The 23,618-nt window shown below is 52.0% G+C and carries 18 protein-coding genes; 9 read left to right on the plus strand and 9 right to left on the minus strand.

Annotation, left to right across the window (positions count from 1 at the left end):
• Positions 1–3 precede the first annotated feature (3 nt).
• Positions 4–1,083, minus strand: coding sequence for a metal ABC transporter solute-binding protein, Zn/Mn family (locus ACOQPU_RS07605; RefSeq protein WP_420644523.1), 1,080 nt, complete (start codon positions 1,081–1,083; stop codon positions 4–6).
• Positions 1,084–1,232: 149 nt separating this feature from the next.
• Between ACOQPU_RS07605 and ACOQPU_RS07610 the strand changes: the two genes are divergently transcribed.
• The 4 genes from ACOQPU_RS07610 (at position 1,233) to ACOQPU_RS07625 (ending at position 5,582) form a co-directional block, all read left to right on the plus strand.
• Positions 1,233–2,003 (plus strand): MerR family transcriptional regulator, encoded by a 771-nt coding sequence (locus ACOQPU_RS07610; RefSeq protein ID WP_420644524.1) that lies wholly within the window; start codon positions 1,233–1,235, stop codon positions 2,001–2,003.
• A gap of 165 nt (positions 2,004–2,168) precedes the next feature.
• Complete coding sequence (locus tag ACOQPU_RS07615; RefSeq protein WP_420644525.1) at positions 2,169–4,397, plus strand: heavy metal translocating P-type ATPase; 2,229 nt, start codon at positions 2,169–2,171, stop codon at positions 4,395–4,397.
• 16 nt (positions 4,398–4,413) lie between these two features.
• A complete protein-coding gene (locus ACOQPU_RS07620) occupies positions 4,414–5,034 on the plus strand; it encodes a methyltransferase family protein (protein ID WP_420644526.1) in 621 nt (206 codons plus the stop codon).
• Complete coding sequence (locus ACOQPU_RS07625; RefSeq protein WP_420644527.1) at positions 5,031–5,582, plus strand: methyltransferase family protein; 552 nt, start codon at positions 5,031–5,033, stop codon at positions 5,580–5,582. The genes ACOQPU_RS07620 and ACOQPU_RS07625 overlap by 4 nt, the downstream gene beginning before the upstream one ends.
• A gap of 24 nt (positions 5,583–5,606) precedes the next feature.
• Here the strand turns inward: ACOQPU_RS07625 and ACOQPU_RS07630 are convergent, their stop codons facing one another.
• The 3 genes from ACOQPU_RS07630 to ACOQPU_RS07640 form a co-directional block, all read right to left on the minus strand.
• Positions 5,607–6,842: an MFS transporter gene (locus tag ACOQPU_RS07630; protein WP_420644528.1), complete on the minus strand. Its 1,236-nt coding sequence runs from the start codon at positions 6,840–6,842 to the stop codon at positions 5,607–5,609.
• Positions 6,843–6,936: 94 nt separating this feature from the next.
• Positions 6,937–7,704, minus strand: coding sequence for a CPBP family intramembrane glutamic endopeptidase (locus ACOQPU_RS07635; protein WP_420644529.1), 768 nt, complete (start codon positions 7,702–7,704; stop codon positions 6,937–6,939).
• A 127-nt stretch (positions 7,705–7,831) separates the two neighbouring features.
• The gene (locus ACOQPU_RS07640) at positions 7,832–10,486 is read right to left on the minus strand and encodes a LuxR C-terminal-related transcriptional regulator (protein WP_420644530.1); all 2,655 of its coding nucleotides are present in this window, start codon (positions 10,484–10,486) and stop codon (positions 7,832–7,834) included.
• A 198-nt stretch (positions 10,487–10,684) separates the two neighbouring features.
• On the opposite strand from ACOQPU_RS07640, the gene ACOQPU_RS07645 reads away from it, so the two are divergent.
• Positions 10,685–11,782, plus strand: a complete 1,098-nt coding sequence (locus ACOQPU_RS07645; RefSeq protein WP_420644531.1) for a LysM peptidoglycan-binding domain-containing protein — start codon at positions 10,685–10,687, stop codon at positions 11,780–11,782.
• Here ACOQPU_RS07645 and ACOQPU_RS07650 read toward each other — a convergent pair.
• Entirely contained in the window at positions 11,760–13,745 is a 1,986-nt protein-coding gene (locus tag ACOQPU_RS07650; RefSeq protein WP_420644532.1) for an ATP-binding protein, read from the minus strand. The genes ACOQPU_RS07645 and ACOQPU_RS07650 overlap by 23 nt on opposite strands.
• Before the next feature lie 115 nt (positions 13,746–13,860).
• On the opposite strand from ACOQPU_RS07650, the gene pepF reads away from it, so the two are divergent.
• Positions 13,861–15,678, plus strand: a complete 1,818-nt coding sequence (pepF, locus tag ACOQPU_RS07655; RefSeq protein WP_420644533.1) for an oligoendopeptidase F — start codon at positions 13,861–13,863, stop codon at positions 15,676–15,678.
• 143 nt (positions 15,679–15,821) lie between these two features.
• On the opposite strand, the gene ACOQPU_RS07660 is transcribed toward pepF, so the two are convergent.
• On the minus strand, positions 15,822–16,022 hold the full coding sequence (locus ACOQPU_RS07660) for a hypothetical protein (protein WP_420644534.1): 201 nt from the start codon (positions 16,020–16,022) through the stop codon (positions 15,822–15,824).
• Between the two features lie 133 nt (positions 16,023–16,155).
• Here ACOQPU_RS07660 and ACOQPU_RS07665 point away from each other — a divergent pair, with 133 nt between their 5' ends.
• The 3 genes from ACOQPU_RS07665 to ACOQPU_RS07675 all read left to right on the plus strand — a co-directional run bounded on the left by ACOQPU_RS07665 (position 16,156) and on the right by ACOQPU_RS07675 (position 19,703).
• Positions 16,156–17,469 (plus strand): MFS transporter, encoded by a 1,314-nt coding sequence (locus ACOQPU_RS07665; RefSeq protein WP_420644535.1) that lies wholly within the window; start codon positions 16,156–16,158, stop codon positions 17,467–17,469.
• Between the two features lie 126 nt (positions 17,470–17,595).
• Positions 17,596–19,179 (plus strand): 4-coumarate--CoA ligase family protein, encoded by a 1,584-nt coding sequence (locus ACOQPU_RS07670; RefSeq protein ID WP_420644536.1) that lies wholly within the window; start codon positions 17,596–17,598, stop codon positions 19,177–19,179.
• 35 nt (positions 19,180–19,214) lie between these two features.
• Positions 19,215–19,703 carry a pyridoxamine 5'-phosphate oxidase family protein gene (locus tag ACOQPU_RS07675; protein WP_420644537.1) on the plus strand — a complete coding sequence of 163 codons (489 nt, stop codon included), beginning with the start codon at positions 19,215–19,217 and terminating at the stop codon, positions 19,701–19,703.
• A 42-nt stretch (positions 19,704–19,745) separates the two neighbouring features.
• Here the strand turns inward: ACOQPU_RS07675 and ACOQPU_RS07680 are convergent, their stop codons facing one another.
• The 3 genes from ACOQPU_RS07680 to ACOQPU_RS07690 all read right to left on the minus strand — a co-directional run bounded on the left by ACOQPU_RS07680 (position 19,746) and on the right by ACOQPU_RS07690 (position 23,596).
• Positions 19,746–21,128 carry an aspartate aminotransferase family protein gene (locus ACOQPU_RS07680; protein ID WP_420644538.1) on the minus strand — a complete coding sequence of 461 codons (1,383 nt, stop codon included), beginning with the start codon at positions 21,126–21,128 and terminating at the stop codon, positions 19,746–19,748.
• 98 nt (positions 21,129–21,226) lie between these two features.
• Complete coding sequence (locus ACOQPU_RS07685) at positions 21,227–22,795, minus strand: aldehyde dehydrogenase family protein (protein ID WP_420644539.1); 1,569 nt, start codon at positions 22,793–22,795, stop codon at positions 21,227–21,229.
• A gap of 225 nt (positions 22,796–23,020) precedes the next feature.
• Positions 23,021–23,596 (minus strand): histidine phosphatase family protein, encoded by a 576-nt coding sequence (locus ACOQPU_RS07690; protein WP_420644540.1) that lies wholly within the window; start codon positions 23,594–23,596, stop codon positions 23,021–23,023.
• Positions 23,597–23,618: the final 22 nt, after the last annotated feature.

Genomic DNA, 23,618 nt, shown 5'->3' on the forward strand with positions numbered 1-23,618 from the left:
ATTCTATTGATCGCATGCACCATTCAATAATGCGTCGGGAGGCGTCGGTGTGACAGCCACAGGCCATTCCGGCAGCGTGACTGGCACCCCGGCACATTGGTAAGATTGCAAAACGGTAAGGGTGTTTGAAGCCAACATGCCTACGTAAGTTCCGGCGAATGTGTCCAATTCCCCCATCGCGTCTGAGTACATTTCTCGCACCCCAATGCGCACAGAACCACCTTCAGCCTCCACTGCTTCAATCACGGCCTCGATTGTATCTGGCGGAATGCTGCTCTCTACAAACACAACCGGAATTTGATTCTCAATAATAAAATCAACCGTTCCCTGAATGTCACCAACGCCCGCTTCATCTTCGGTGCTTAATCCCTGAATTGCCTCCATTTGCCAGCCAAAAGCTGCGCCAAAATATTGAAAAGCATCATGGGATGTAACCAGATACCGTTGCCCTTCAGGCACCGAGCGCAACCCCTCATTAGCCCATTCATACAGCGGGGTCATCGTTGCTGCATACTCAGTGGCATTCTGGGTATATACATCGCTATTGTCTGGATCGATGCCCGCCAATGCCTCGCCCAAATCGACAATGGTTAATTCCCAATTGCGGGGATCGAACCAGAAATGGGGATCATCCACATCTACCAATTCATCGGAAAGCTCAAAGCCGCCGATGGTAAAACCAGCTTGCTTCACGGGATCGCTCAAGGCATGAATGAGCACGCCCTGCTCCCTAAGCGCAGCAAAGACGGTATCAAATTGCCCTTCCAAGAAAAGGCCACTGTAGATTACCATATCGGCATCATTCATAGCAGCAATGTCGGATTCGGTTGGTTGATACAGGTGAGGGTCAACGCCAGCACCCATGAGCGGCGTTATTTCCACATTGGCAACACCATCGGTCAGAATTTGAGCAATGTCGTTGGCCTGGGTGGTTGTGGCTACAATCTTAAACGCACCATCAGCATAAACGCCGGACCGATTGGTAGCGTCTGTTTGCTCTGTTGTACTACCTTCTTCTGAACCGCCGCAGGCAACGGCCGTTGCCAGCAGCAGCAATAATAATAATGTGTTTCTTTTGAACAAGTTGTCCTCCAAGTTGTCTTTTTGAGTCGGTGGCGACTCAATGTTACAATACATTATAATTAGATTTAGTAATCTGTCAAAATAATTTTAGATGCATCTAAATTCATGCGCATTTATGCACACAAACTGTTCGCAAATCGAGTGAAACCATGGACCTTTCCCACCTTCTCACCATCGGCCAACTGGCGAAGCTGGCTAACACACAGCCGTCTACCCTGCGCTACTATGAAAAAGAAGCGCTGCTGTCGCCAGACGGCCGTTCCGACTCAGGCTACCGGCTTTACAAACCGGAAACGGCCGAGCGGCTTCATCTGATCAAGCGTGCCCAACGACTAGGCTTCTCTCTAGCAGATATTCGCACGTTGCTGGCAGGGTGGGATGAAGGCAAGCTCGACAGCGGCACGTTGAGCCGGTTGGCAGAAAATAGGTTCATTGTTCTAGAAAAGCAGCTGACTGAATTACTGGTGCTGCGCCACGAACTTGATCTTTTTTTGCAGGACGTGCAGGCTCGCCAATCTCCCCTCCCCCAAGATGAAATTAGTGATCTGTTGGCCCGGCTCTGCTCCCATCCGGCAGCACAAACACCCGCCAGTACCCTGCTCGATTGGCTAGGTCACTATGGCGGCTGCGTGTTAAATACGGCCGTTGGCCATCAGCTCCTCAACACGCTGTGGGGACAGCATGTTCACGTCTGGCAAGAAAATGATGCGTATCACATCCTTGTGGTAAGTGACGATCCCCAAATCGGGCAGGCATTGCGACAGCTTACAGAGCTAGAATCAGACTGCGATCTGCACACAAACGCTGCTCCCCAATTCTCACACAACGAAGAAGGTTTTTTGCTCATCGCCACCGGAGACAGTGCTTTCATTTTGGCCCGGCTTTTCCTCGCCCTTGAATCGGAAGACCATAATCGGTAAGCTGTGAACATCCAACAGATTACCAATCACTATTTACCACTCCCCAAATTCCCCCTTGACCTTCAACCCGAGTTTAAGGTGTAGAATAAAAGTCGCCAGTTGGTAACGGCCGTTGCAAACAGCCTATCAACCAAATCGAACAATGAAATTCAGGAGTCAATTTTGATGGTCAATGAGCAAACATTTCGAGTAACGGGTATGGACTGCGCCAGCTGCGCCCAGACAGTGGAAAATGGTGTGGCGCGGCTAAATGGTGTAGACAGTTGCCAACTTAACTTCACCACAGAAACCTTGCGCGTATCGGGAACGGCCGTTCCCGATACCATCATTGGCCGCATTCAGGAACTCGGCTACGATGTCGCCGCTCCCGATGAGCAGCCCGTAATAGCCGAATCCCTTAACTTTTGGCAATTTATGCGCCAGCGGCAAGAAACAACCCTGGCTTTGGTGGGCGTTCTGCTGATATTGCCTGGCTTACTGTTTAACGAACTGCTGCCCATGCTTGGCTGGGAGCATCCTTTGTTGAACGTCACCTCAGTGGCCGCTCTGGTGCTGGCCGGGGTACCAATCGCTCGCAGCGGCTGGCGTTCCTTGCGCATCAACCGGGAGCTGACCATCAATGCCCTGATGACAATTGCTGCTGTAGGCGCACTCTTCATTGGTGCTTACACAGAAGCGGGCCTGGTCATGGTGCTGTTTGCCATTGGCGAGGCGTTGGAAGGCTATACGGCCGTTCGTGCGCGCAACAGCATTCGCAGCCTTATGAGCGTTTCCCCCCAAAGTGCTACCGTATTGCGTCCCTGCATAGATTGCCAAGCGCATTTGGGCCAAAATGGCTACACGCAAGGAGAATGTCCATTTTGCGGCGTTGAATCGCAGCGTGTACCGGTAGAAGAGATTGAACTGGGCGAAACAGTAATGGTAAAGCCTGGAGAAAGAGTGCCGGTAGACGGCCGTATTCTCAGCGGCAGTTCCACAATGGATCAATCAACCATCACAGGTGAAAGTGCGCCGATTGCCGTCCAGCCTGAGGATACTGTCTTCGCCAGCAGCATCAACGGCGCAGGCGTGTTGCATTTGGAAGTGACCCATCTGGCAAAAGATAGCACCATTAGCCGCCTGATTCGTCTAGTGGAAGAAGCGCAAGAACGACGCGCTCCGGCTCAGCGATTCATTGACCGCTTTGCGCGCGTCTACACCCCTGCTGTTGTCGGTCTCGCCCTGCTCGTCGCCGTTTTGCCACCGCTCATCTGGCAGCAACCGTTCATAGATGCCACCACACCAACCAATGGCTGGCTTTACCGCGCCTTGGCTTTGCTTGTGGTGGCCTGCCCTTGCGCTCTGGTCATCAGCATCCCGGTCAGTTTGGTGAGTGCGCTAAGCAATGCCGCCAAAAATGGCGTGCTCATCAAAGGTGGTGCTTATTTAGAAGCCCTTAGCCAGGTCAAGCTCCTTGCCTTCGACAAAACAGGAACGCTCACCCAGGGCAAACCGACCATTACACATTTCCAATCAATTGCCTGCCAGGGAGAAAATTGTGAACCTTGCCACGATTTACTGGGGCTGGCCCACGCCGTTGAGAAATCCAGCGAGCATCCATTGGCGCAAGCTGTTGCTCAGGCTGCAGCTACCCATCAGGTGCAAGGACGGTATCCAGCCGCCGACAATGTGCAGGCCCACATTGGTGCGGGTATTGCTGGCACGGTCAACAATCAGCATGTGCTAATTGGCAGCCACCGCGCCCTGGCCGATTTGCCCCACGAAAGCCATTGCGACGCCATCTCCGCCGCCGAAGCAAACGGGCTAACCACCATGCTGGTTACGGCCGATGAGCAATATTTAGGCTATCTGACGGTGGCTGATCAGGTGCGGGAGGATGCCGCCACGGCCGTTTCTGCGCTTCATCAACTAGGCCTTCAAACCGCCATGCTAACGGGCGATAATGAAGCAACGGCCCAAAACATCGCCAAGCAAACGGGCATCGCTCGCGTCTTTGCCAGCCTGCTGCCCGCCGAAAAAGTGGAAAAGATTGAACAGTTGCGCGAGGAATACGGCCGTGTTGCCATGCTCGGTGACGGCATCAATGATGCCCCAGCCCTCGCCGCTGCCACCGTAGGCATTGCCATGGGCGCCGCAGGCACCGACCAAGCCATGGAAACGGCCGACATCGCCTTGATGCACGACGATTTGAGCAAACTACCCTTTACCATTCGCCTTAGCCAAGCAGCCATGCGCACCGTACGCACCAACATCGCCCTTAGCCTGGGGCTAAAAGCCGCCTTTTTGGTAGCGGTTTTGCTAGGCTTCGGCACGATGTGGCTGGCCGTTTTGGCCGATATGGGAGCATCCCTGCTGGTCACGCTCAATGGCATAAGGCTAACCAAATTTAAGTAAATATGGAGCTTGCACGATGAAGTTTTTCTTGCTTATCTACCTCATCTTGTTTTACGGAGTTGCCTTCTTTTGGCGCAGCTATGTTACTTGGCAAGCAACAGGCATTAATCCATACCGGCTTTCAAACAAGGATGACATTCCCAGTTTTTTAGGTCGCGTATACAGGTTGGTTTTCATCGGAAACATAACAATTGTTTTGCTTTACATTTTGGGTCCAGCTCATTGGTACAGTTATTTGGGGCCATTGGATTGGCTTGAGGAGTCGGTCGGAACGGCCGTAGGAATTCTACTGTTGATCTTGGCTTTCCCTTGGGTACTGATTTCTCAAGCACAAATGGGCAGTTCCTGGCGGATTGGTATTGATGAGCAAAATCAAACGGCACTTGTCACCCAAGGCATCTTTCGCTTTTCTCGTAATCCTATCTTCCTTGGAGTGCGCTTAAATTTGCTTGGGTGGTTTCTAATCATGCCAAACGCGTTTACACTTGCACTCTGGCTGCTGGGAGATGTTTCCATACAAATACAGATTTTCTTAGAGGAAAATCATCTACACCAGCAACATGGCATTGTGTACGAACAGTATATGTCTATAACCCCTAGATATTTGGGGATTCCAGGGGTATTAAACAACAAATGAATATAGCCATTTTTATTCTTTCATTTCTGGCCAGCAGCATCTTGATAATCTTGGCACTCATCTCATTGTGGCACGACGAAATTCAGTTCTGGCCACCGCCAGGCCGCAATAGTTGGCAGTATCGCACTTTTTGGACGCTGTTCCGGATCATGATGATTGGCATTATGGCCCTCGCTTATCTGGATTTCCAGCCCGCTGCCGATACAGATTTCTGGTGGCGTTTTTACATAGGCGGAACGCTAACCTCAGTGGGTTTCATAGCTGCATTTTTAGCAACCCACAACCTGGGTTGGCGCAATGCCCACGGTGAAAAGCAAGGGTTACAAACGGATGGCTGGTACCGCAGGAGCCGAAATCCGGTTTACGTGGTGACCATCATCGGTATTATTGGGTTAGGATTGGTTGTTAATTCAGGCAAAGTAATGCTAATTCTTGTGCTGTGGATGCTTTTATATCTGATTGCGCCATTTTTAGAAGAACGCTGGCTAATAAAACAGTATGGTGACGCTTATCGAGCCTACATGAAACAAGTACCAAGGTTTCTTTAATTTGAAAAGAGTGGACTAATTTACTCAATCTGTTGCCACGGCCTTACGGGTTGGCTTGATAAGAAGGGCTGCAGCCATCAGTCCGGCAATAACGTAAATAATTGCTGCGCCACTCATCAGAGCCGTGTCACCTAACTGGTCAGTTAAGGCACCGCCCATGCCACTGCCAATGAGCATGAGAAGTGTCGTCGTGGTGCCAAAGGCACCAAATATACGGCCGCGATACGCATCTTCCGTTTCCTGTTGCAGCAAGGTTTGGATGGTAACAAAGGCAATGATGCCAGGGATGCCAACCAAAAGCATGGCTGGCAACACAACGGCAAGCGTGGGGAAGCCAATAGCAACAAAGATGATGATGCCGCTGCTAGCAAGCCCAACGCTAATAAGCTGCCCCGCGGTGAATTTACGCCCAAGCTGCGCCGCCAGCATCCCACCTATGAGACCCCCGATACCGCGTGCCGTCATCATCCAGCCAAATTCCACGGAGCTAAGTCCCATCGTATCTTGCACAAAGACAACAAGGATGGCACTAATAATGGCATCCCCAAACAGGGCAATGCCCACAACGGTAAAGAGGCTGGCCAAAATACGTCGGTGCCGCACCAGCTTTAAGCCAGCTACCCAGTCACGCCACACTTTGCTCCAGCCACCGCCAATCGTTGACGTTGCAGAAGGCGTGGGAGCAGTGACCTGCCGGGGTGCATTAACAAATAGGATGAGCGTGCCAGCCAAAATATAGGATGCCGCATCAAGCAAAATAACGCTGGTGAGACCCACAAGGCCCAGCAGCGTCCCCCCAATTGCGGGGCCAATAAGCCGCGCCAAATTGTCATTCATGGAGTTAAGTGAATTGGCCGCCAGCAGATGCTCTTTATCCACAAGAGAGGGGAGCAGGGCATTTTCGGCCGGGCTAAAAAATTGAGACAGGGTGGATTCAATAATAGCTACCACATAGATGAGCCACACAGTTTCTGGCGTTTGGGCAAAGAGCAGGACCAGGATGATGGCCGCCTGCATAAAACTGGCAACAAGCATAGTCCGTTTGCGATCCCACCGATCTACGAAAACGCCAGCCACAGTGCCAAAGATAACGCCGGGGGCCATGTAGGCCATCAGCCAGGCACTGGTTGCCAGGGCGGAGCCGGTAATGGCGTAGATGTGGAAGGGCATGGCGGCAATGAGAATCCAGTTGCCGATGAGGGAAATAAGCCCGCCCGTCCAGAGGAGGGCGAAGTTTCTTTGCTTAAGGGTTTGTAACATGACTATCTCTCTTTGTTAGTTGATTTTCGGAGATTGGACCAATTTTATAGGTATGTTCGGAAAAATTGGTCCAATCTTGCGTATACGTTTGGATTTATTGACCAAGCAACATCGGCATTACGAGCAGAAAGCCGAGGGTGTTGATGAGGCAGTGGGCAGCAACGGACACATAAACATTGCCTTTGCGGGCCGCGATGCCGAGCGGCAGGACAGCGATGGCGCGGGAAAAAACGCTCCAGGGTGACCAAAAGTGATAGACGGCAAAGAGAGCACCATTGAGGATAAAACCCCAACGGTCGTATCTTGCCATGCGTGGCAATAAATACCCGCGAAAATAAAGCTCTTCGATAGCTGGAGCTACGAGGTTGGCTAAGAGCATGGTTAGGATGATGCCAACGATGAGCAGCGTGGTAGAGCCTTGCATTAAGGTGGCGTAATCGGGCATTAGCCAGGCCGGCCACCAAGCAAAAAAGTATTGCAACATGAAGCTGTCGGTAAATCCCAAGAGCAAGAAAAGGGCCAGCATACCGATCAGGGTGAGCAACGTGTAGCCAGTGAATTTTTTGATGGTCAGCGGTTGTCGGTAGAGGACAATGCCTTCTAATGAGTAACGGCCGTTACGCTGCTTGCCTTGATACAATAAATAGCCCAGCTCCACAGGAATAAGGGTGATAGGAATGGCAAACAGGAAAGGCAGCAGTGAAGGGAGGGAAAACGGTCTTAAAACCCAGGCCAAAATAATGTAAGTGAGCATAATCGCCGCCCCTGGCAGCAAATGCAGGGCTATCGCCTTGCCTAAATCGAGCTGTTCGTCGTCAACTTCTTCAACATAATCGGGTAAGAAAATAGATACGTTTGTCATTTTGATCCTCCTGAGTGGATGCATAACTTTTTCAGATGGTTTCAGTATAGACAGGAGGGGGGTGAGATGTCGTCACCGCCAGGGGTGAGATTGAGGGGTGAGATTGGGCTTCAGTCGTCTTGTAGGATTAAAGTAGCTCTAGCTCGCGGGCGCGGGCGACGGCTTGCGTACGGCCGTTCACGCCTAACTTGCCATACAAATTTTTGAGGTGGGTACGAACGGTGTTTTTGGAAATGTACAGCTTCTCTTCAATCGCTTTGTTCGAGAGACCCGCAGCCAGACAGGCCAAAACCTCTCGTTCACGCCCCGTCAGCAGCTCTAGAAGCTGGGACGGGTGAGGCACGGACGGAGTTTGAGAAGTGGCATTGAAGATGTGGACAAGACGTTGGATGAAGGGGGTCGGTTGGAGCTGGCTGAGAACAGTTTGAAGAATTCTCCCTCTGGCAACAAAAGGGTAAATAATGTTGCTGGGTTGGGCGTAGGCAACGGCCGTTTGCAAACTATCTACTGCCTTTTCCCGATTTCCGGCCAATTCATAGAGCACGGTCATCCAGGTGAGCAGCACAAGCGCATCAAAAATATAGTTCCGTTGCTGAAACATAGTGAGGAGGCGTTCTGCAAGCTGAGCCAGTGCGGGGAGTTGGCGCGTATCGCCCGATTGTTCACTATGGCGAATGTGCGTAGCGATAAACAGTTTGTAATGCCCATAAAGTTGAAAGCTAGGCTTGTCGTCTACTGTAAGTCCGGAGTTGGTGGCCCACTGAACGGCCGTTTCCAAACGTCCCGCCTTCAAATGATACAGTACGTTGTACAGCTCACTCATTTCAACAATCAGGGGCAAATTACTCTGCTGGGCAAACTTACGAAAACGAGCCATGATATCTAAAGCGATTTGTGGCTCACCACGCCAGCAAGCCAAGTCAGCTTCCCCTAAATACGCATCAAAGAGAATGTCGGTAATACCGGTTCGGTCTGCCCAAATTTTGGCCTGCTCATAATAGCTGGCGGCTTGATCCATTTCGTGCTGTTGGAAGCGTAAGAAGCCAAGTCCATTGTACAGCGTGCCAATCATCGGCTGCCTTTCGGCGTCAGGCAACTGTAACCCTTCGCCATAAATAGCGGCCGCTTGGTAAAAATTGGCGCGATTGGTGGCAATAAGGCCATGCATTCGCAAAACATGGAGCCGAGAACCGACATCAATTTGGTCAAAATGACGGCGGATCATGTGAATGACCTGTTCAGCCTCGTCCAATTCAGCCATTTGCAGGAAGTTACTGACCAGTTGAAGGTAGGCAAAGGTACGCAGGTTATGTTGGTCTGAGGCAAGATTTTCGAGCGCGTGCTGCGCTAGTTCCAATGCCTGCGGAACCTGTCCCTGGTTCCGCAAGAGGATGGCTTCGAGAAGGTGCCATTCGGCTTCGACGCTGGGCTGATTCGCCGCCATGTCCAGGTAACGTGCAGCTGGCTGAATATCGCCAATGATGAGGTGAGCTGTCGAGGCTAGAATGGCGATGTGCGGGTGCGCCTGGATGATGGATGCGGGCAATGCTTTGGCCCACTGTCGCGCGAGTGCAGCACCCCCCTGCTGCCACAAACTATCAACGGCCGTTTCGGCCACCAATCGTCCCGCATACTCTAAATCCTCTGCCTCGAAGGCGTGGCGAATCGCTTCTTCGTGCAGATTTTGGCTTTCGTACCATTGGGCCGCTCGCTTGTGCAGCTCGCCCACGGCCGTTTCGCCCACATCCCGCTGCAAACGTCCTCGCAGCAGGTCCGCAAACAGATGGTGATAGCGGTACCATCTGCGCTGGTTGTCCAAAGGAATGAGGAAAAGATTGGTAGCTTCAAGACGTTCAAGGACGTCTTGGGAGTGGAGAGTGGAGAGCAGAGATTGATTTGCCAACAATGCATGACAGAGCGGAGCGCAAAGGCGATCCAAAACGGCCGTTTGCAGCAAAAATTGCTGTATTTCGGGTGGCTGCTGGTGAAGCACCTCGCTAAGCAGATAATCAGCAATATGGCGATCGCTGCCTGAAAGAGAAGCGACTTGCTCAGTGGGATCGGACTGGCCGTGCAAGGAAAGTGCCGCCAGTTGCAGGCCCGCCGCCCAGCCTTCGGTGCGGCTTTCCAAGCTAGTGATCGCCTGCTGACCGAGCGACAGCCCCATTGTTTGCTGGAAAAAATCAGTGGCTTCGGCCGTATTGAAGCGCAAATCATCAGCCCGAATTTCAGTGAGCTGGCCACGCACGCGCCAGCGGGGCAGCGGCAGCGGCGGGTCTTCGCGGCTGGTGATGATGATGTGAATGTGGGGCGGCAAATACTCTATCAGGGTGGTAAGGGCATTGTGAACGGCCGTATCGGTAATTAGATGGTAATCATCCAAAACAAGCACCAGGGGCTGGTTGAGTGTAGCCAGCTGATTGAGCAAGGTTTGGGTAACGGCCGTTTCATTTGGCGGTTGGGCAGATTGCAAGCTGGCGAGCAAACTGTTGCCAAACTGTGGCGCAACGGTGCGAATGGCAGCGATGAGGTAGGTAAAAAAGCGGGCCAATCCATTATCATTTTCGTCGAGTGATAGCCAACAAGCGGCACGCTCACCTTCCTGTCCTTCTGCTAGCCAAGCCACAACCAGAGTTGTTTTGCCAAATCCGGCGGGCGCAGAGATAAGCGTCAGTTTGCTATGCTTGTTGTGGGTAAGCTGCTCAAGAAGACGAGTACGCAAGACGAGAGACGGCCGTAAAGGCGGAATATACAGCTTCGTTTGCAGCAAACTATCACTCATGAAACTGAATTATATGTTAGATTTTGATAGGGTCGAAGAAATAAAGCAGATAAGAATAGCTATTAGCCTGTGAGCTTGCATCATAGTTTGACATAAATTAAACTTGCTCTTGACGTTTGACAATAGTTCAAGAATGCATAATGGCTATACGAATTTTTGTGGCTGAGGTGGGATTTGAAAAAAATTGGGATTCTATTTTTGATAACTATCATTTTGGTGGGAATGACTGCTGCCTGTGACCAACTCCAACAGCAACCTGCGCCAATTGTTTCTCTGCCACCGACAACCACTCCATTGCCATTGCCTCAAGAGGCAACGGTGGGCCGTCCGGAAATTGAGCAAGATGTCACGCCATCCGCAACTGCGACGGCAACAATCACGCCAACGGCCGTCATTACGAAAACGGCCGTTCCCTACACCGTACAGCCGGGCGATACGCTGGTCATTATTGGCAACCGCTTCGAGGTATCGGTTCAGGAGATTGCTGAGGCAAATAATTTAGCCAATCCCAATGCCATCACTGCCGGACAAACATTGATAATCCCTCAAGGAGTGGCGGTAACGGCCGTTCCCCCCACCGACACGCCACCACCGACCCCAACCAGCACACCACAGGTTAATGCTACCTCTGAAGCCGAAGATGGTGGCGGCACGCCAACGCCGCCCGAAGACCTTGTACCAACGGGCCGCCTCGAATTCACACATCCGCTTTCGATGGTTGTTGAAGAAAGTGGCGTCATCACCGTTGAAATCATCGCCGATCCGGAGCTAGCCACGATTGGCGAACATGAACCACACATCACGGGCGTGGTGCGCATCGACGCCAGCTACGATGATGGCGAACGCGCCTTCTACGAGCAAACGGTTGAGCTTTTCCCCTTGATGTCGGCGGAGCTGAATGCCCCCGCGTTTGAGGTGTTCCCCTCCGGTGGCAACAACGTGCGCTTGCCGCGTGTCATCAGCACCACCCTACCCGCCGCCTGGACCTGGGACGTGGTTGCTACCACGCCCGGTGAAGCCCAGGTCATCACGGTGAACTTATACAAGGAACCAGATTCCATCAGCGAGGTGCCCGTTCTCACCCAAAGCATTTCGCGCAATATACAGGTAGTGGCTAAAAGTCGCTGGAGCCAAATCGTAGATGGGTTGGCAGATAATGTGCTACTGCTACTGGGAACTGGTGGGCCAATAGGGTTGCTGCTAGCTTACCTCACTTACCGATCCAGTAAAGAAAATGAACGCTTGAAAAAGCAAGTTGCGGAGCGTGCGCCCACTAGAGGTGACCAGGCTGCTTAACGGGCAATTTAATATGGAATTGGCTACCAGGGAGTAAATCTTCATCGTACCCTTGACTGTTGGCCCAGATACGGCCGTTGTGTGCCTCCACAATCCCTTTAGCAATGGCCAAACCCAAACCAGCCCCGCCTCCCTTGAAGCTGGTTTTGCCTGATGAATGCAGCATCACTTCCCCGGTTTGGTAAAACTTTTCAAAAATGAGTTCTTGCAGCTCAACAGCGATACCAACACCGCTATCTGTGATGATTATTTCTACGGCCCCCTCGGTTTTGTCGTCGCTGGTTGGTGGATGGAAACGGCCGTCTACACGCACCGCCCCCCCATCTGGCGTATACTTAATGGCATTGACCAAAATCTGGTAAAAAACCTTCTGCAATGCCTCCACATCCCCTTCAATTTCAGGCAAATTCGCCAGGTCGCCCCGCTGCAGCACGATGTTTCGCTTGGCTAACGACTCTCTAAAGCGATTGCCTATTTGTTGCAGCAAAAACGGCAAATTCACGGGTGCCAGGTACAGGTCTAGCGAACTGCTGTCAATTTTGGCAACGTCCAGCATGCTCTGCACCACCTCTTCCATGCGCGCTGCCCCCCGACCGATGCCCTCGGCCCACTTTTTATAGTAACTGTTGGCCATGATTTCCTCATCATCCAACAGCATTTGGGCGTTGAAGGTCACGATGGTGAGTGGCGTCCGTAGTTCATGCGAGGCAATGGTAATGAAGTCGGTTTTTGTTTTGTCCAGGCGTTCCAGACGGCCGTACGCTTCCTGCAACGCCTGCGTCCGTTCATCTACTTTTTGCTCCAACTGCTGGTTAAATTGCTTGATTGCAGCATAGAGTTGGGCATTTTCCAGCGCAATGGCAACCTGATCAGCCAATAGCTGGAAGTTGGGAATTTCATTGGGTGAAAACGCACCCAGCTCATTGCTTTGCAAATCCAACACACCCAGCACCTTGTCCCCCATTTTCAGCGGCAACAAAATCTCTGATTGGGCGTTGGGTGCTTTTTCGTCCGCCTGATAGCGGAAGTCGCGGGTGATGTCATCGATGCACAACGGCCGTCCGTTGGCCAATACCCAACCCACCAGCCCCTTCAGTCCGGCACGCAGTTGCAACCCTGCTTCTGGAACGCCGCTGCCTGCTTCAGCAACGGCCGTAATGCCCAGCTGGTTTGGGTTCGGCAAAAAGACACCCACGTAATACGCCACATACTGCTGCGAAATAAGTGATGCAATCTGATCCAGCAAACTGTCTAGCTCCAAAATGGAGGTAATGCGCTGCCCCACCGCGTAGTTGGTTTGTTGCTCCACCGTGCGCTGCACCAGTTCCTTGCGCTGACGCCGCTCTACAAATCGGAAAATCTCCGCTTGCCGCAGGGCATGAATGCGCACGCCGTACGCCACCAGGCCAGTGAACGTGGCCACAAAGATCATCACGCCAAAGTAAAGCCATTCTGGATGATCTGGATTGCGCTGGTAAATGCCCACCCACGCCAGCCAGCAGAAAATCTGTATGGCTACATACCAACGTAGCGAGGTAAACATCACCCCCGCCCCAAACAAAAAGAGGGCCAAATTGGCTGACTGATTGGGCAAAGGATTGTAATAAAAGCGCAGCAAAATGGTGAGCAAAATGACGCTGGCAACAACGGCCGTTCCCCGTTCAGCGTATTTGGCAGACACATGGCCACGCATCAACACAAAAAAGCCAATCAGCAAGAAAATTCCGCTGCCCACCGCCACCCTTACCATCACCGATTGACCAGTTTCTACGAGCAAATATTGCTGAATGGCCGCGTAGACAAAAAACATGAGGCCAAAACTGCCATAAATGAACGGCAACCCGTCCATCTCAGTTTTGCGTAATGCCTGTCTGATTTTTTCGTTGGGAACGCCCCTCTGGTCTAAACGAACCAGATTATTGAACCGTTGTCTAAGCAACTGGGCAAAGGTTGGCTTTGTCATGCACACGTCTCCGCTGAATAGCAAGATTATACCTGAGGTGTGGCAGAATTCGCAGTCGCCATTTTGCCCATTTCGTGCTTCAATTGGGGGAAAACAACCGCAAGGAGAATCCACTATGTCCACTGTCGCTCGCAAGCGTGAAGAAATCCCCCAACAGTATAAATGGGATGTTGAGTCTATTTTTACATCGCCGGAAGAATGGGAAACGGCCGTTTCCCAATTCCAGACGCAGCTCCAGGAAATTGCAAAATTCAAGGGTCGCCTCAGTGAAGGCCCGACCGTTTTGGGCGATTATTTTGAAGCGACGGATGTGATGGCAACGGCCGTTGGCAAAATCTTCGTGTATGCTAGCCTGAACTACAGCGTTGATACCACTAACCAGGAAGCAGCCGCCCGCAACGACCGCGCCCGCGGCCTGTTTGGCATGGCCATGGCCACCACCGCCTTCGCCCAGCCAGAAATGCTGGCCATCGGCTTCGATACTTTGCGCGACTGGCTCACCCAAGACGAGCGGCTGACCGACTACGGTCACTACCTGAACCAGTTGGAAAAGCAGCAGGAACACGTCCGATCTGCCGAGGTAGAGCAGGTGCTGGGCATGGTGCGTGACGCCTTCGGCACCGCTTCGGCGACGCACGGCATTCTGGCCAATGCAGATCTGAAAATTGAGCCAGCCGTGGGCAGCGACGGCCAAACCTACGACGTGACACAGGGCACTATTGGCGGCCTCACCACCCACGCCGACCGTGAAGTCCGCCGCACGGCCTGGACAAATTACGCCGATGCCCATCTCGCCTTCAAAAACACGATGGCCAACGCTTTGGCCGCCGGGGTGAAGCAAGATGTGTTCAACATGCGGGTGCGTGGCTATAAAAATTCGCTAGAAGCGGCACTCTCCAGCAACTTCATTCCCACCGAGGTTTTCCACAATCTGATTGACACCTACAAGGCCAACCTGCCCACCTGGCACCGCTATTGGAGCATCCGTCGGCGAGCGTTGGGCTACGACAAGCTGTATCCCTATGACGTAAAAGCACCGATGTCTTTGAATCCGCCAAATGTGTCGTATGAAACGGCCGTTGATTGGATTGCCACAGGTATGCTGCCATTGGGTCAGGAATACGCCTCCACTTTGCGCAGCGGTGCGCTGGAAAATCGCTGGGTAGATGTGTATCCCAACGAGGGCAAACGGATGGGTGCATTCTCCTCCGGTGTAAAGGGAACCCATCCGTTTATCATGATGAGCTACACAGATGATTTGTTTGGCCTGAGTACATTAGCCCACGAACTTGGCCACTCGATGCACTCTTACCTAACCTGGCAAAACCAAAACACGCTTGCCTACAGCCGGTATGGCCTCTTTGTAGCCGAGGTGGCCTCCAACTTTAATCAGGCAATGGTGCGCGCTCATCTGCTAAAAGCTAACAGCGATTCGGAGTTCCAAATTGCCGTGATCGAAGAAGCGATGTCTAACTTCCACCGCTACTTTTTCATCATGCCCACGCTAGCTCGCTTTGAGCTGGAAATTCACGAGCGCGTCGAGCGCGGCCAGGCACTGAACGCGGACGTGCTCAACAATCTGCTGGCTGACCTGTTTAGCGAGGGGTTTGGCGACGAGGTTGAGGTGGATCGAGAGCGTGTAGGTATCACTTGGGCGCAGTTCCACACGCACATGTATGCTAATTTCTACGTTTACCAATATGCAACGGGCATTTCGGCAGCACATTCGCTATCCCAAGATATTTTGGCGGGCAAGGAAGGTACCGTTGACAACTATTTGAACTTCCTCAAGGCGGGTGGCTCGGTCTTCCCGCTGGATGCCTTGAAGATTGCGGGGGTAGATATGACTTCGCCAGAAGCAGTTGAAACCACGTTTGGCGTCCTGGCCAGCTATGTAGATCTGTTAGAAGAGCTGGTGGGGCAGCGAGGATAGTTTTATCATTTGGACTTACGCCATCGCCCTAACCAGACTACAAAAGTCTCGGGTCTAAAGATGTTATTTCTAGAGAGAATAAGACTTTTGTAGTCTCCACTGCGCAAGTCCTGATCTTTTGGAAACGGCCGTAACCTGAGCGATTACGGCCGTTTCTCTTCAATTTCAGCCGCAATTATTCCCGTATACGTTTTTGCTGCCTCAAAAATCAGATGATCTACATTTTCCATTTGGTTAGCAGGGAAAGCCGCTAGCGTCTCTAACAAATGGAGCTGTTCGCTTTCGTCTGCAAAGGCTTGTAATTCAGCCCGCACCTGCTGGAAATATAGTTGAATTTGTAGCAATTGACCTGAAGATTGCCACAGCAAGTTATTCCAAAATATGTCTCAAAAAAATATGTCCCCTTTTTGTCCCTGGCTATTTCCCGTGTACAATATTGCGCCAACCACCCAATCAACAAACTGAAGAGGAACCCCCATGACAACAGTCCCCATACAAACGCGCACGACCACAACCCGACGGGAGCGATGGGCTTGGTATTTGTACGATTTTGGCAACTCTGCTTATGCTTCGGTCGTACTTTTGGCCGTTTACTCTGCTTATTTTCAGGGGAGCGTCGTTGGCGGTGCTGAAGGCTCCCGACTCTGGGGGCTGGCCGTGGGCATCGCTATGCTTGTTGTTGCCGTCACATCACCCATCTTAGGCACAATCGCCGACTTTTCTGGATCGAAGAAGAAGTTTTTACTCTTTTACACCGTCATGGCCTGCATTTTTACCGCAGGCCTTTTCTTTGCTGAACCAGGCAATGTGGCCATTGGCATGAGCTTCTTCATTTTGGCCGAGATTGGGTACCGAAGTGCCCAGGTATTTTACAATTCGCTGCTACCAGAAATCGCTGAGCCACATGAGGTAGGCCGTGTTTCTGGCAATGGCTGGGCTATCGGCACGGTTGGTGGCATCCTTTGTCTGATCATCATCTTGCCGCTCATTGTCATGATTGAGGGAGATTTGATTATCCGGACGTCTTTGGTCATTACGGCCGTATTCTTCGCCATCTCCGCCGCACCCATCTTCCTCTGGTTACCCGAGCGGGCCAAAGCCAAGTCGCTGCCCCCTGGCGAAAATTATTTTGGTTACGCCTTCAAACAACTGGCCGAAACGATTAAAACAGCAAGCCAATTCAAAGAATTTCTCAAATTCATGGCCGCTTTCCTCATTTTTAACGATGGCGTAATTATGGCCCTAAACTTTGCCGCCATCATTGGCGCAGTTTTGTATGGCATGGACCAACAGCAGCTCATCATCTTTGTCATCATTGTTCAAGTAAGCAACGTGGGTGGTGCCTATGCTTTTGGCTCCTGGGTAGATAAGTTGGGGGGCAAACGCTCTCTGGCTCTATCAATTGTCACCATGATTGCCGCCGTCATCTGGCTGTACCTCAACAACAGCGCCACCGGCTTTTATCTCCTGGGTATTTTGGCTGGTTTTGCTATGGCCGGCATCCAGTCGGTTAGCCGAACGATGGTGAGCTTCTTCGCCCCACCGGGCCGCAGTGCTGAATTTTATGGCTTCTTCGCCGTTGCTGGGCGGACCTCTTCTTTCATTGGCCCCACCGTTTACGGCCTTATTGCTGCTGAAGCCGCCCTTTGGTACCAAACACAGGGCGAATCCATCACCTCGGCCGAACAGCTAGGGCAGAAGCTAGCCATCCTTTCTATTGGCGTCTTCCTGGTGGTTGGCCTCATCGTCCTGAGCTTTGTCAACGAGAAAAAAGCGCGTTCATTTGAGTAGGAAAAGCCACAGAGAAAAAAGAGGAATCTGAGAAATTAATCTGCACCTCAAAAATCTCTGCGCACTCTGCGGCCGACATTCAGACAGGTAGTAAGACGAGTTTCACCATATTTGCAAGGAGTAGACATGATTTTCAAAAGCCCGTATCCCGATGTTGACATCCCCAATGTGTCGCTGACCGAGTTTGTTTTGAGCCGCACCCAGCAATTTGGTGACAAACCGGCACTGATTGATGGACCAAGCGGCCGTACCATCACATACACACAACTTGGTGGAGCTATCCGTTTAGTGGCATCCAGCTTGGCAAAGCGCGGCTTTGGCAAGGGGGATGTTTTCGCCATCTACAGCCCCAATATCCCGGAATATGCCGTTGCCTTCCACGCCGTTTCCTTGTTGGGTGGCATCGTCACGACGGTAAATCCGCTCTATACGGCCGAAGAATTATCACGCCAGCTTAATGATGCAAACGCTAAATATTTGTTGACAATCTCACTGTTCCTGGAAAATGCAAAAACGGCCGCTTCTCAAAGCAACGTTGAGGAGATTTTCACCTTCGACCCCACCGAGGGAGCCACACCATTTGGCACATTGCTACAAAGCGATGGCTCCCTACCTGAAATTAGCATCAATCCTGCCGAAGATTTGGTCGTGCTTCCCTACTCTAGTGGCACAACAGGCTACCCCAAAGGCGTCATGCTCACCCACCGCAACATTGTAGCCAATATCGTGCAGGTGGAAGGGGTTACAGGCATTGAACTGGTGGATGAAGCAGATACAGTTGTGGGCATTCTGCCGTTCTTTCATATTTATGGCATGGTGGTCATCATGAATATGAGCTTGGTGAAGGGTGCCACCGTTGTCACGATGCCCCGCTTTGACATGGTGCAGTTCCTGGAACTGGTACAAAAACACAAAGTGACTCGCGTCAATCTGGTACCACCTATTTTAGTTGGCCTGGCCAAACATCCCATTGTCGATCAATACGACGTCTCCTCATTAGTGGAGCTGTCCTCTGGGGCAGCTCCGTTGGGTCAAGCGTTGGCTGACGAGGTTAAGGCACGCTTGGTCTGCCGCGTCGTACAAGGATACGGGCTTACAGAAACCAGCCCTGTCACCCATGTCTACAATCGCACGATGACTAAAGAGGATAAACTTTCTTCCGTTGGTCCAGCTATCCCCAACACAGAAGTGATGGTGGTCGACGTCGCCAGCATGAAACCGTTGGGGCGCAACCAAAATGGTGAGATTTGGATGCGCGGCCCGCAAATAATGAAAGGGTATCTCAATAACCCAGACGCAACGGCCGCTACTGTGGACGAAGAAGGTTGGCTGCACTCCGGCGACATTGGCTACATTGATGATGAGGGCTTCTTCTACATTGTGGATCGGCTAAAAGAGCTGATTAAATACAAAGGCTTCCAGGTCGCCCCTGCTGAACTGGAGGCCTTGCTCTTGTCCCATCCCGCAATTGCGGATGTAGCCGTTATCCCCAGCCCGGACGAGGAAGCAGGCGAAGTGCCAAAAGCGTTTGTGGTTCTCAAAGCAGAAGCAACGGCCGAATCCATTATGGATTGGGTAGCTGAGCGGGTATCGCCGCAAAAGAAGGTGCGTCGCATTGAGTTTGTAGAGGAAGTTCCCAAGTCGCTCTCTGGCAAGATTTTGCGCCGCATTCTGGTGGAGCAAGAGCGAGCGAAGTTGGATAATACGTAATTGGGCTATTTTGTAATTACATTCAGAGGATTGTCATGAATACACTTTTGGAAACAGCCCCGGCTTTTGTGGAGATGGCCCACCAAATTGTGTGGGCAAGCGTGGCGACTGTGGATAGCAACGGCCGTCCCCGTTCCCGCATCCTCCATCCAATCTGGCAATGGGACGGAGCGCAGCTTGCGGGTTGGATTGCCACAGGACCAACGCCAATCAAACGCGCCCATCTCGCTCGCAACCCCTACGTCTCTGTAAATTACTGGGCACCCAGCCAAGACACTTGTGTTGCCGAATGCCGTGCCACTTGGGCGTTTGACGACGATACGCGCCAAATGGTATGGGATTTGTTCCTCAATGGCCCAGAACCGGTTGGCTACGATCCCAAACTTATCCCTGCCTGGACAAGCCCCACCGTAGATGCTTTTGCCGCATTGAGGCTAGAGCCCTGGCGACTGCGCGTCTTCCCTGGCACTGTTTTGATGGGTCAGGGGGGTGAGGTGTTTACCTGGCAAAAGGAAATAAGATGAGCGAAAACAACGAGGTCGTCTACACTTCAAATATGTAGTTGCTCACGAAATTGTTTTCTCAGCAAGCACCTCATAAATTGCTTCAGTGAGAATACGCACCATTACGACTAGCTGTGACTCGTTAATAATAAGCGGTGGCCCCAACATAATGACATCCCCGTTTTGGCCATCGGCACAGCCTTGTGAGAAATAAACAATCAACCCCTTGTTAAATGCCCGCTGCCAAATGTCCCAGGCTAGATGCTGAGATGCAGGAAATGGTGTCTTGTTTATCTTGTCTTGCACAATTTCCACACCCCAGAACAAGCCACGTCCGCGCACTTCACCGACGTTGGGATGATGGCTCAGGGAATCTTGTAACATCTGGCCTAGTTTTTCACCCATCCTCGCCGAATTTTCAACCAGGTTTTCGGCTTTCATAATGTGTAAAGTTGCCAAAGCCGCTGCACAGCCCACCGGATGATGGCTAAACGTGCCCCCATGATTCCAGTCGCCCAACTTCTGCCGAATCAGTTCCACATCGTCCGTTTTGGCGGCAACGAAACCAAGCGGAAAGTAACCGCCAGCCAACCCTTTTGACGTTACCAGAATATCCGGCTGCACCTGCCAATGGTCGATGCCCCACCATTTGCCAGTACGCCCCATCCCCACCAGCACCTCATCGGCAATAAGCAGCACGCCATATTTGTCACAAACACGGCGGACAGCGGGCCAATAATCGTCTGGAGGTAACACCGCGCCCAAGCTAGCACCACTAATTGGCTCAGCAATGAAAGCTGCAACCGTTTCCGGGCCATATGCCAGAATAGATTCCTCCAGACGGCCAGCAAGTTCTTCACCGGTGGCAGCAAAGCGGTAAGGGTATGGGGGCCGAATGTGGGGCATATTGACCATCATGCCCATATAGGGCGTTCGCAAACCGGGACGGCCGCTTACGCCCAAGGCACCCAACGTCATCCCATGATAACTGAGTGAGCGGCAGGTGGTAATGTCGCGGGATGCTTCGCCTCTGGCTTGCTGAATTTGCCGCGCCAGCTTAATGGCTCCTTCTACCACCTCAGACCCGCTGCTCAGGTAAAAGAAACGCGGGTTCGGTATGGGAACCAACTCGGCTAACTCCTCGGAAAGCTGCTCTGTGGCCTGGTTGGTAAACATGATGGCGTGGACGTAGGCAGCTTTTTGGGCTTGCTGGGTGATAGCATCAACAACTTCAGAACGGCCGTGTCCCACATTCACTACCAACGGCCCTCCCGATCCATCCATATATTTCTTGCCATTTTCATCAAATAAATAAATGCCCTTCCCATGAGAAATCTTGGGGCGGGCATGGTTCATCTTGCGATAAAATACGTGTCCGTGTGGATGTTTATAGTTCATGGCGTAACGGCCGTTTGCAACCGCCTCTTTGGTTGAAATGGTTCTCAAATCTGCGGCTGACAACCATCTCAGACAAAATTCCCCGGACATCTCCAACTACCGCTGAAGCTATCCGGGGAAACGATGTTGTGAAAAAAGAATCGAACTTAGTCTACGATGGTTTGGCTTTGCTCTTTCATGTATTGCTGAATGTAGTAGAAGCTGCCAGCAGCCTTACCGGTGGAGCCGCTGCCCTTCCAGCCACCAAAGGATTGGTAGCCAGGCCAGGCACCCGTGGTCGCGCCGCTGGAGCGATTAACGTAAAGCACACCAGCCTCAATGTTATCCAGCCACCACTGTACTTCGTCGTCGTCTTCGCTAAAGAAGCCAGCCGTCAGGCCGTACTCTACATCGTTGGCCATCTCCATCGCCTTGTTCATATCCTCGTAGCCGGTTACGGTAACGATAGGCAGGAACATTTCTTGCTTCCACAAGCGATGCTCAAGCGGCAAGTTATCAACGATAGTGGGAGCCACAAAATAGCCATTCCCAAGCTCTTCTAACGTTTTACCGCCAAAAACAACATCCCCGTTTGCGTGCAAGTCGGCCACAAACTCTTTGTAATCTTCATACGCGCCTTTGTTGGCAACTGGCCCCATCCAGTTATCTTTTACAGTGGGGTCGCCCACGTTGATTTGTGAAGTGAGATCAACCAGTTTGGTCATAAATTCGTCTTTGACGTCGTTGTGCACGTAAACGCGGGAGCAAGCAGAGCATTTTTGGCCTTGCAAACCAAACGCAGAGCGCATCACGCCCATCGCGGCTTTGTCAATGTCTGCCTTTTTGCTGATGATGGTGGGATTCTTGCCGCCCATTTCGGCAATAACCGGGCGCGGGTGACGACCCTGAGCAAATGTCCGCAAAATGTGCATCCCCACGTCGTAGCTGCCAGTGAAGGTGATGCCAGCCACGTCTGGATGATCGACCAGGGTTTGGCCAACAGAACGGCCGCCACCAGTAACGAAATTAAACACGCCAGCGGGTACGCCTGCATCCCGGAAGCATTCCGTGAGCAGCCAGGCGGTATAGGGAGTATCCGTCGCGGGTTTGAGCACGACGCAATTACCGGCTACCAATGCAGCTCCGGCGGGGCCACCAGCCAACGCACCGGGGAAGTTAAACGGGGAGATAACAGCCCAGACGCCATACGGCTTGAGAACGCTGCGATTGTGGTGTTTGTCGCTTTCAGAAAGCAGCGGCCGGTTAAAGTTATCATTCTGCTCCACAGCGTCACAGTTGTAGCGGATGAGATCGGCCGTTTCTTCCACGTCTCCCAATGCCTCTAGCCGATTCTTACCGATTTCCAGGCTCATGACTGCGCCCATGTGGAAGAGCCGTTCGCTAATGAGATCGGCAGCTTTGCGCATGATAGCCACGCGCTCTTGCCAGGGACGGCCGCTCCAGGCAGGAAAGGCGGCTTTGGCAGCAGCAACGGCATCATTTACATCTTCGGCCGTGCCTTTCTGAAAATGCCCCATCACCAGATCGAGGTCAACTGGGCTGCGCTTTGCAAATGTTTCGCTCGCTGTGCGCTCTTCGCCGTTGATATACATGGGGAATGTTTTGCCGAAGCCAGCTTTGGCTTCTACAACCGACTCATCAAAATATTCGTGCAGCAATGGATCTGGGCTGGCTAATGTTGAGTAGGTAACTTTTATGTGTTTACGTTTAGACATATGTGCCTCCAAGGGAAATATAGGAATTAAACAATTGAGCAATTGCTGGGTTAACTTTGTTATCGGAGTTTTATAAGGTCCCGTGGGCTGCCCCGTGGGCTTCAACAATTCCTCAATTCATGGTACAGGAATCGCAGATGAGGATTCGCCGAATATTATACCTGCGTTTTGGCGTTGAGACAGCCGGATATTTATCATGACTTTTGGGTGACTTCCCGCTTGAGATCACCGTTTTAGATAGAGGCTTTGGACGAGCTGCTTATTTGGCAAAGAGAGAATAAAGGCACTGGGCAGCGTGAGTGCTTGCCAAAACAGTTGGGGAGTCAGTTGCTGATTGTATTGGCAAATGTAAAGGGTAAGGACAGTGCCGTGGCTGACGATGGCAACGTTATCCTGGGGGTACACTGCGAGCTGCTGATTAACAGCTTGGGTAAAGCGAGTGACGGCCTGCACGGCCGTTTCATTGCCAAAAACAAGCTCATCTGGGTGGGCAAACAGGCGGGAGACGGCCGTTTCAAAATCCGCTTTGCGCTCAAAGTAAGGCACACCCCGCCGATCATGCTCTTGCAGGCCAGGGATGGCTTGTGTGGGTAATAGCAGCTTTTCAGCCAGAGCCGCCCCGGTGGCAATCGCCTTTGGTTCCTCGCTAGTAAAAATACGGTGAGGTTGGCATGGTTTTAGTTTTTGGGCGAGCGTGTGGGTTGTGGAACGGCCGTCTGGGGTGAGCTGCCATTGGTGACTATTGACTGAGGGGTTCACCTGGACGGCCGCGTGGCGAACGAGAATGAGCTTGGGAGGCATAGGGGAATTGGAGATTAGGGAT

Origin of the sequence: Candidatus Leptofilum sp. (assembly GCF_965223285.1) — a bacterium.
GTDB lineage: Bacteria > Chloroflexota > Anaerolineae > Promineifilales > Promineifilaceae > Leptofilum.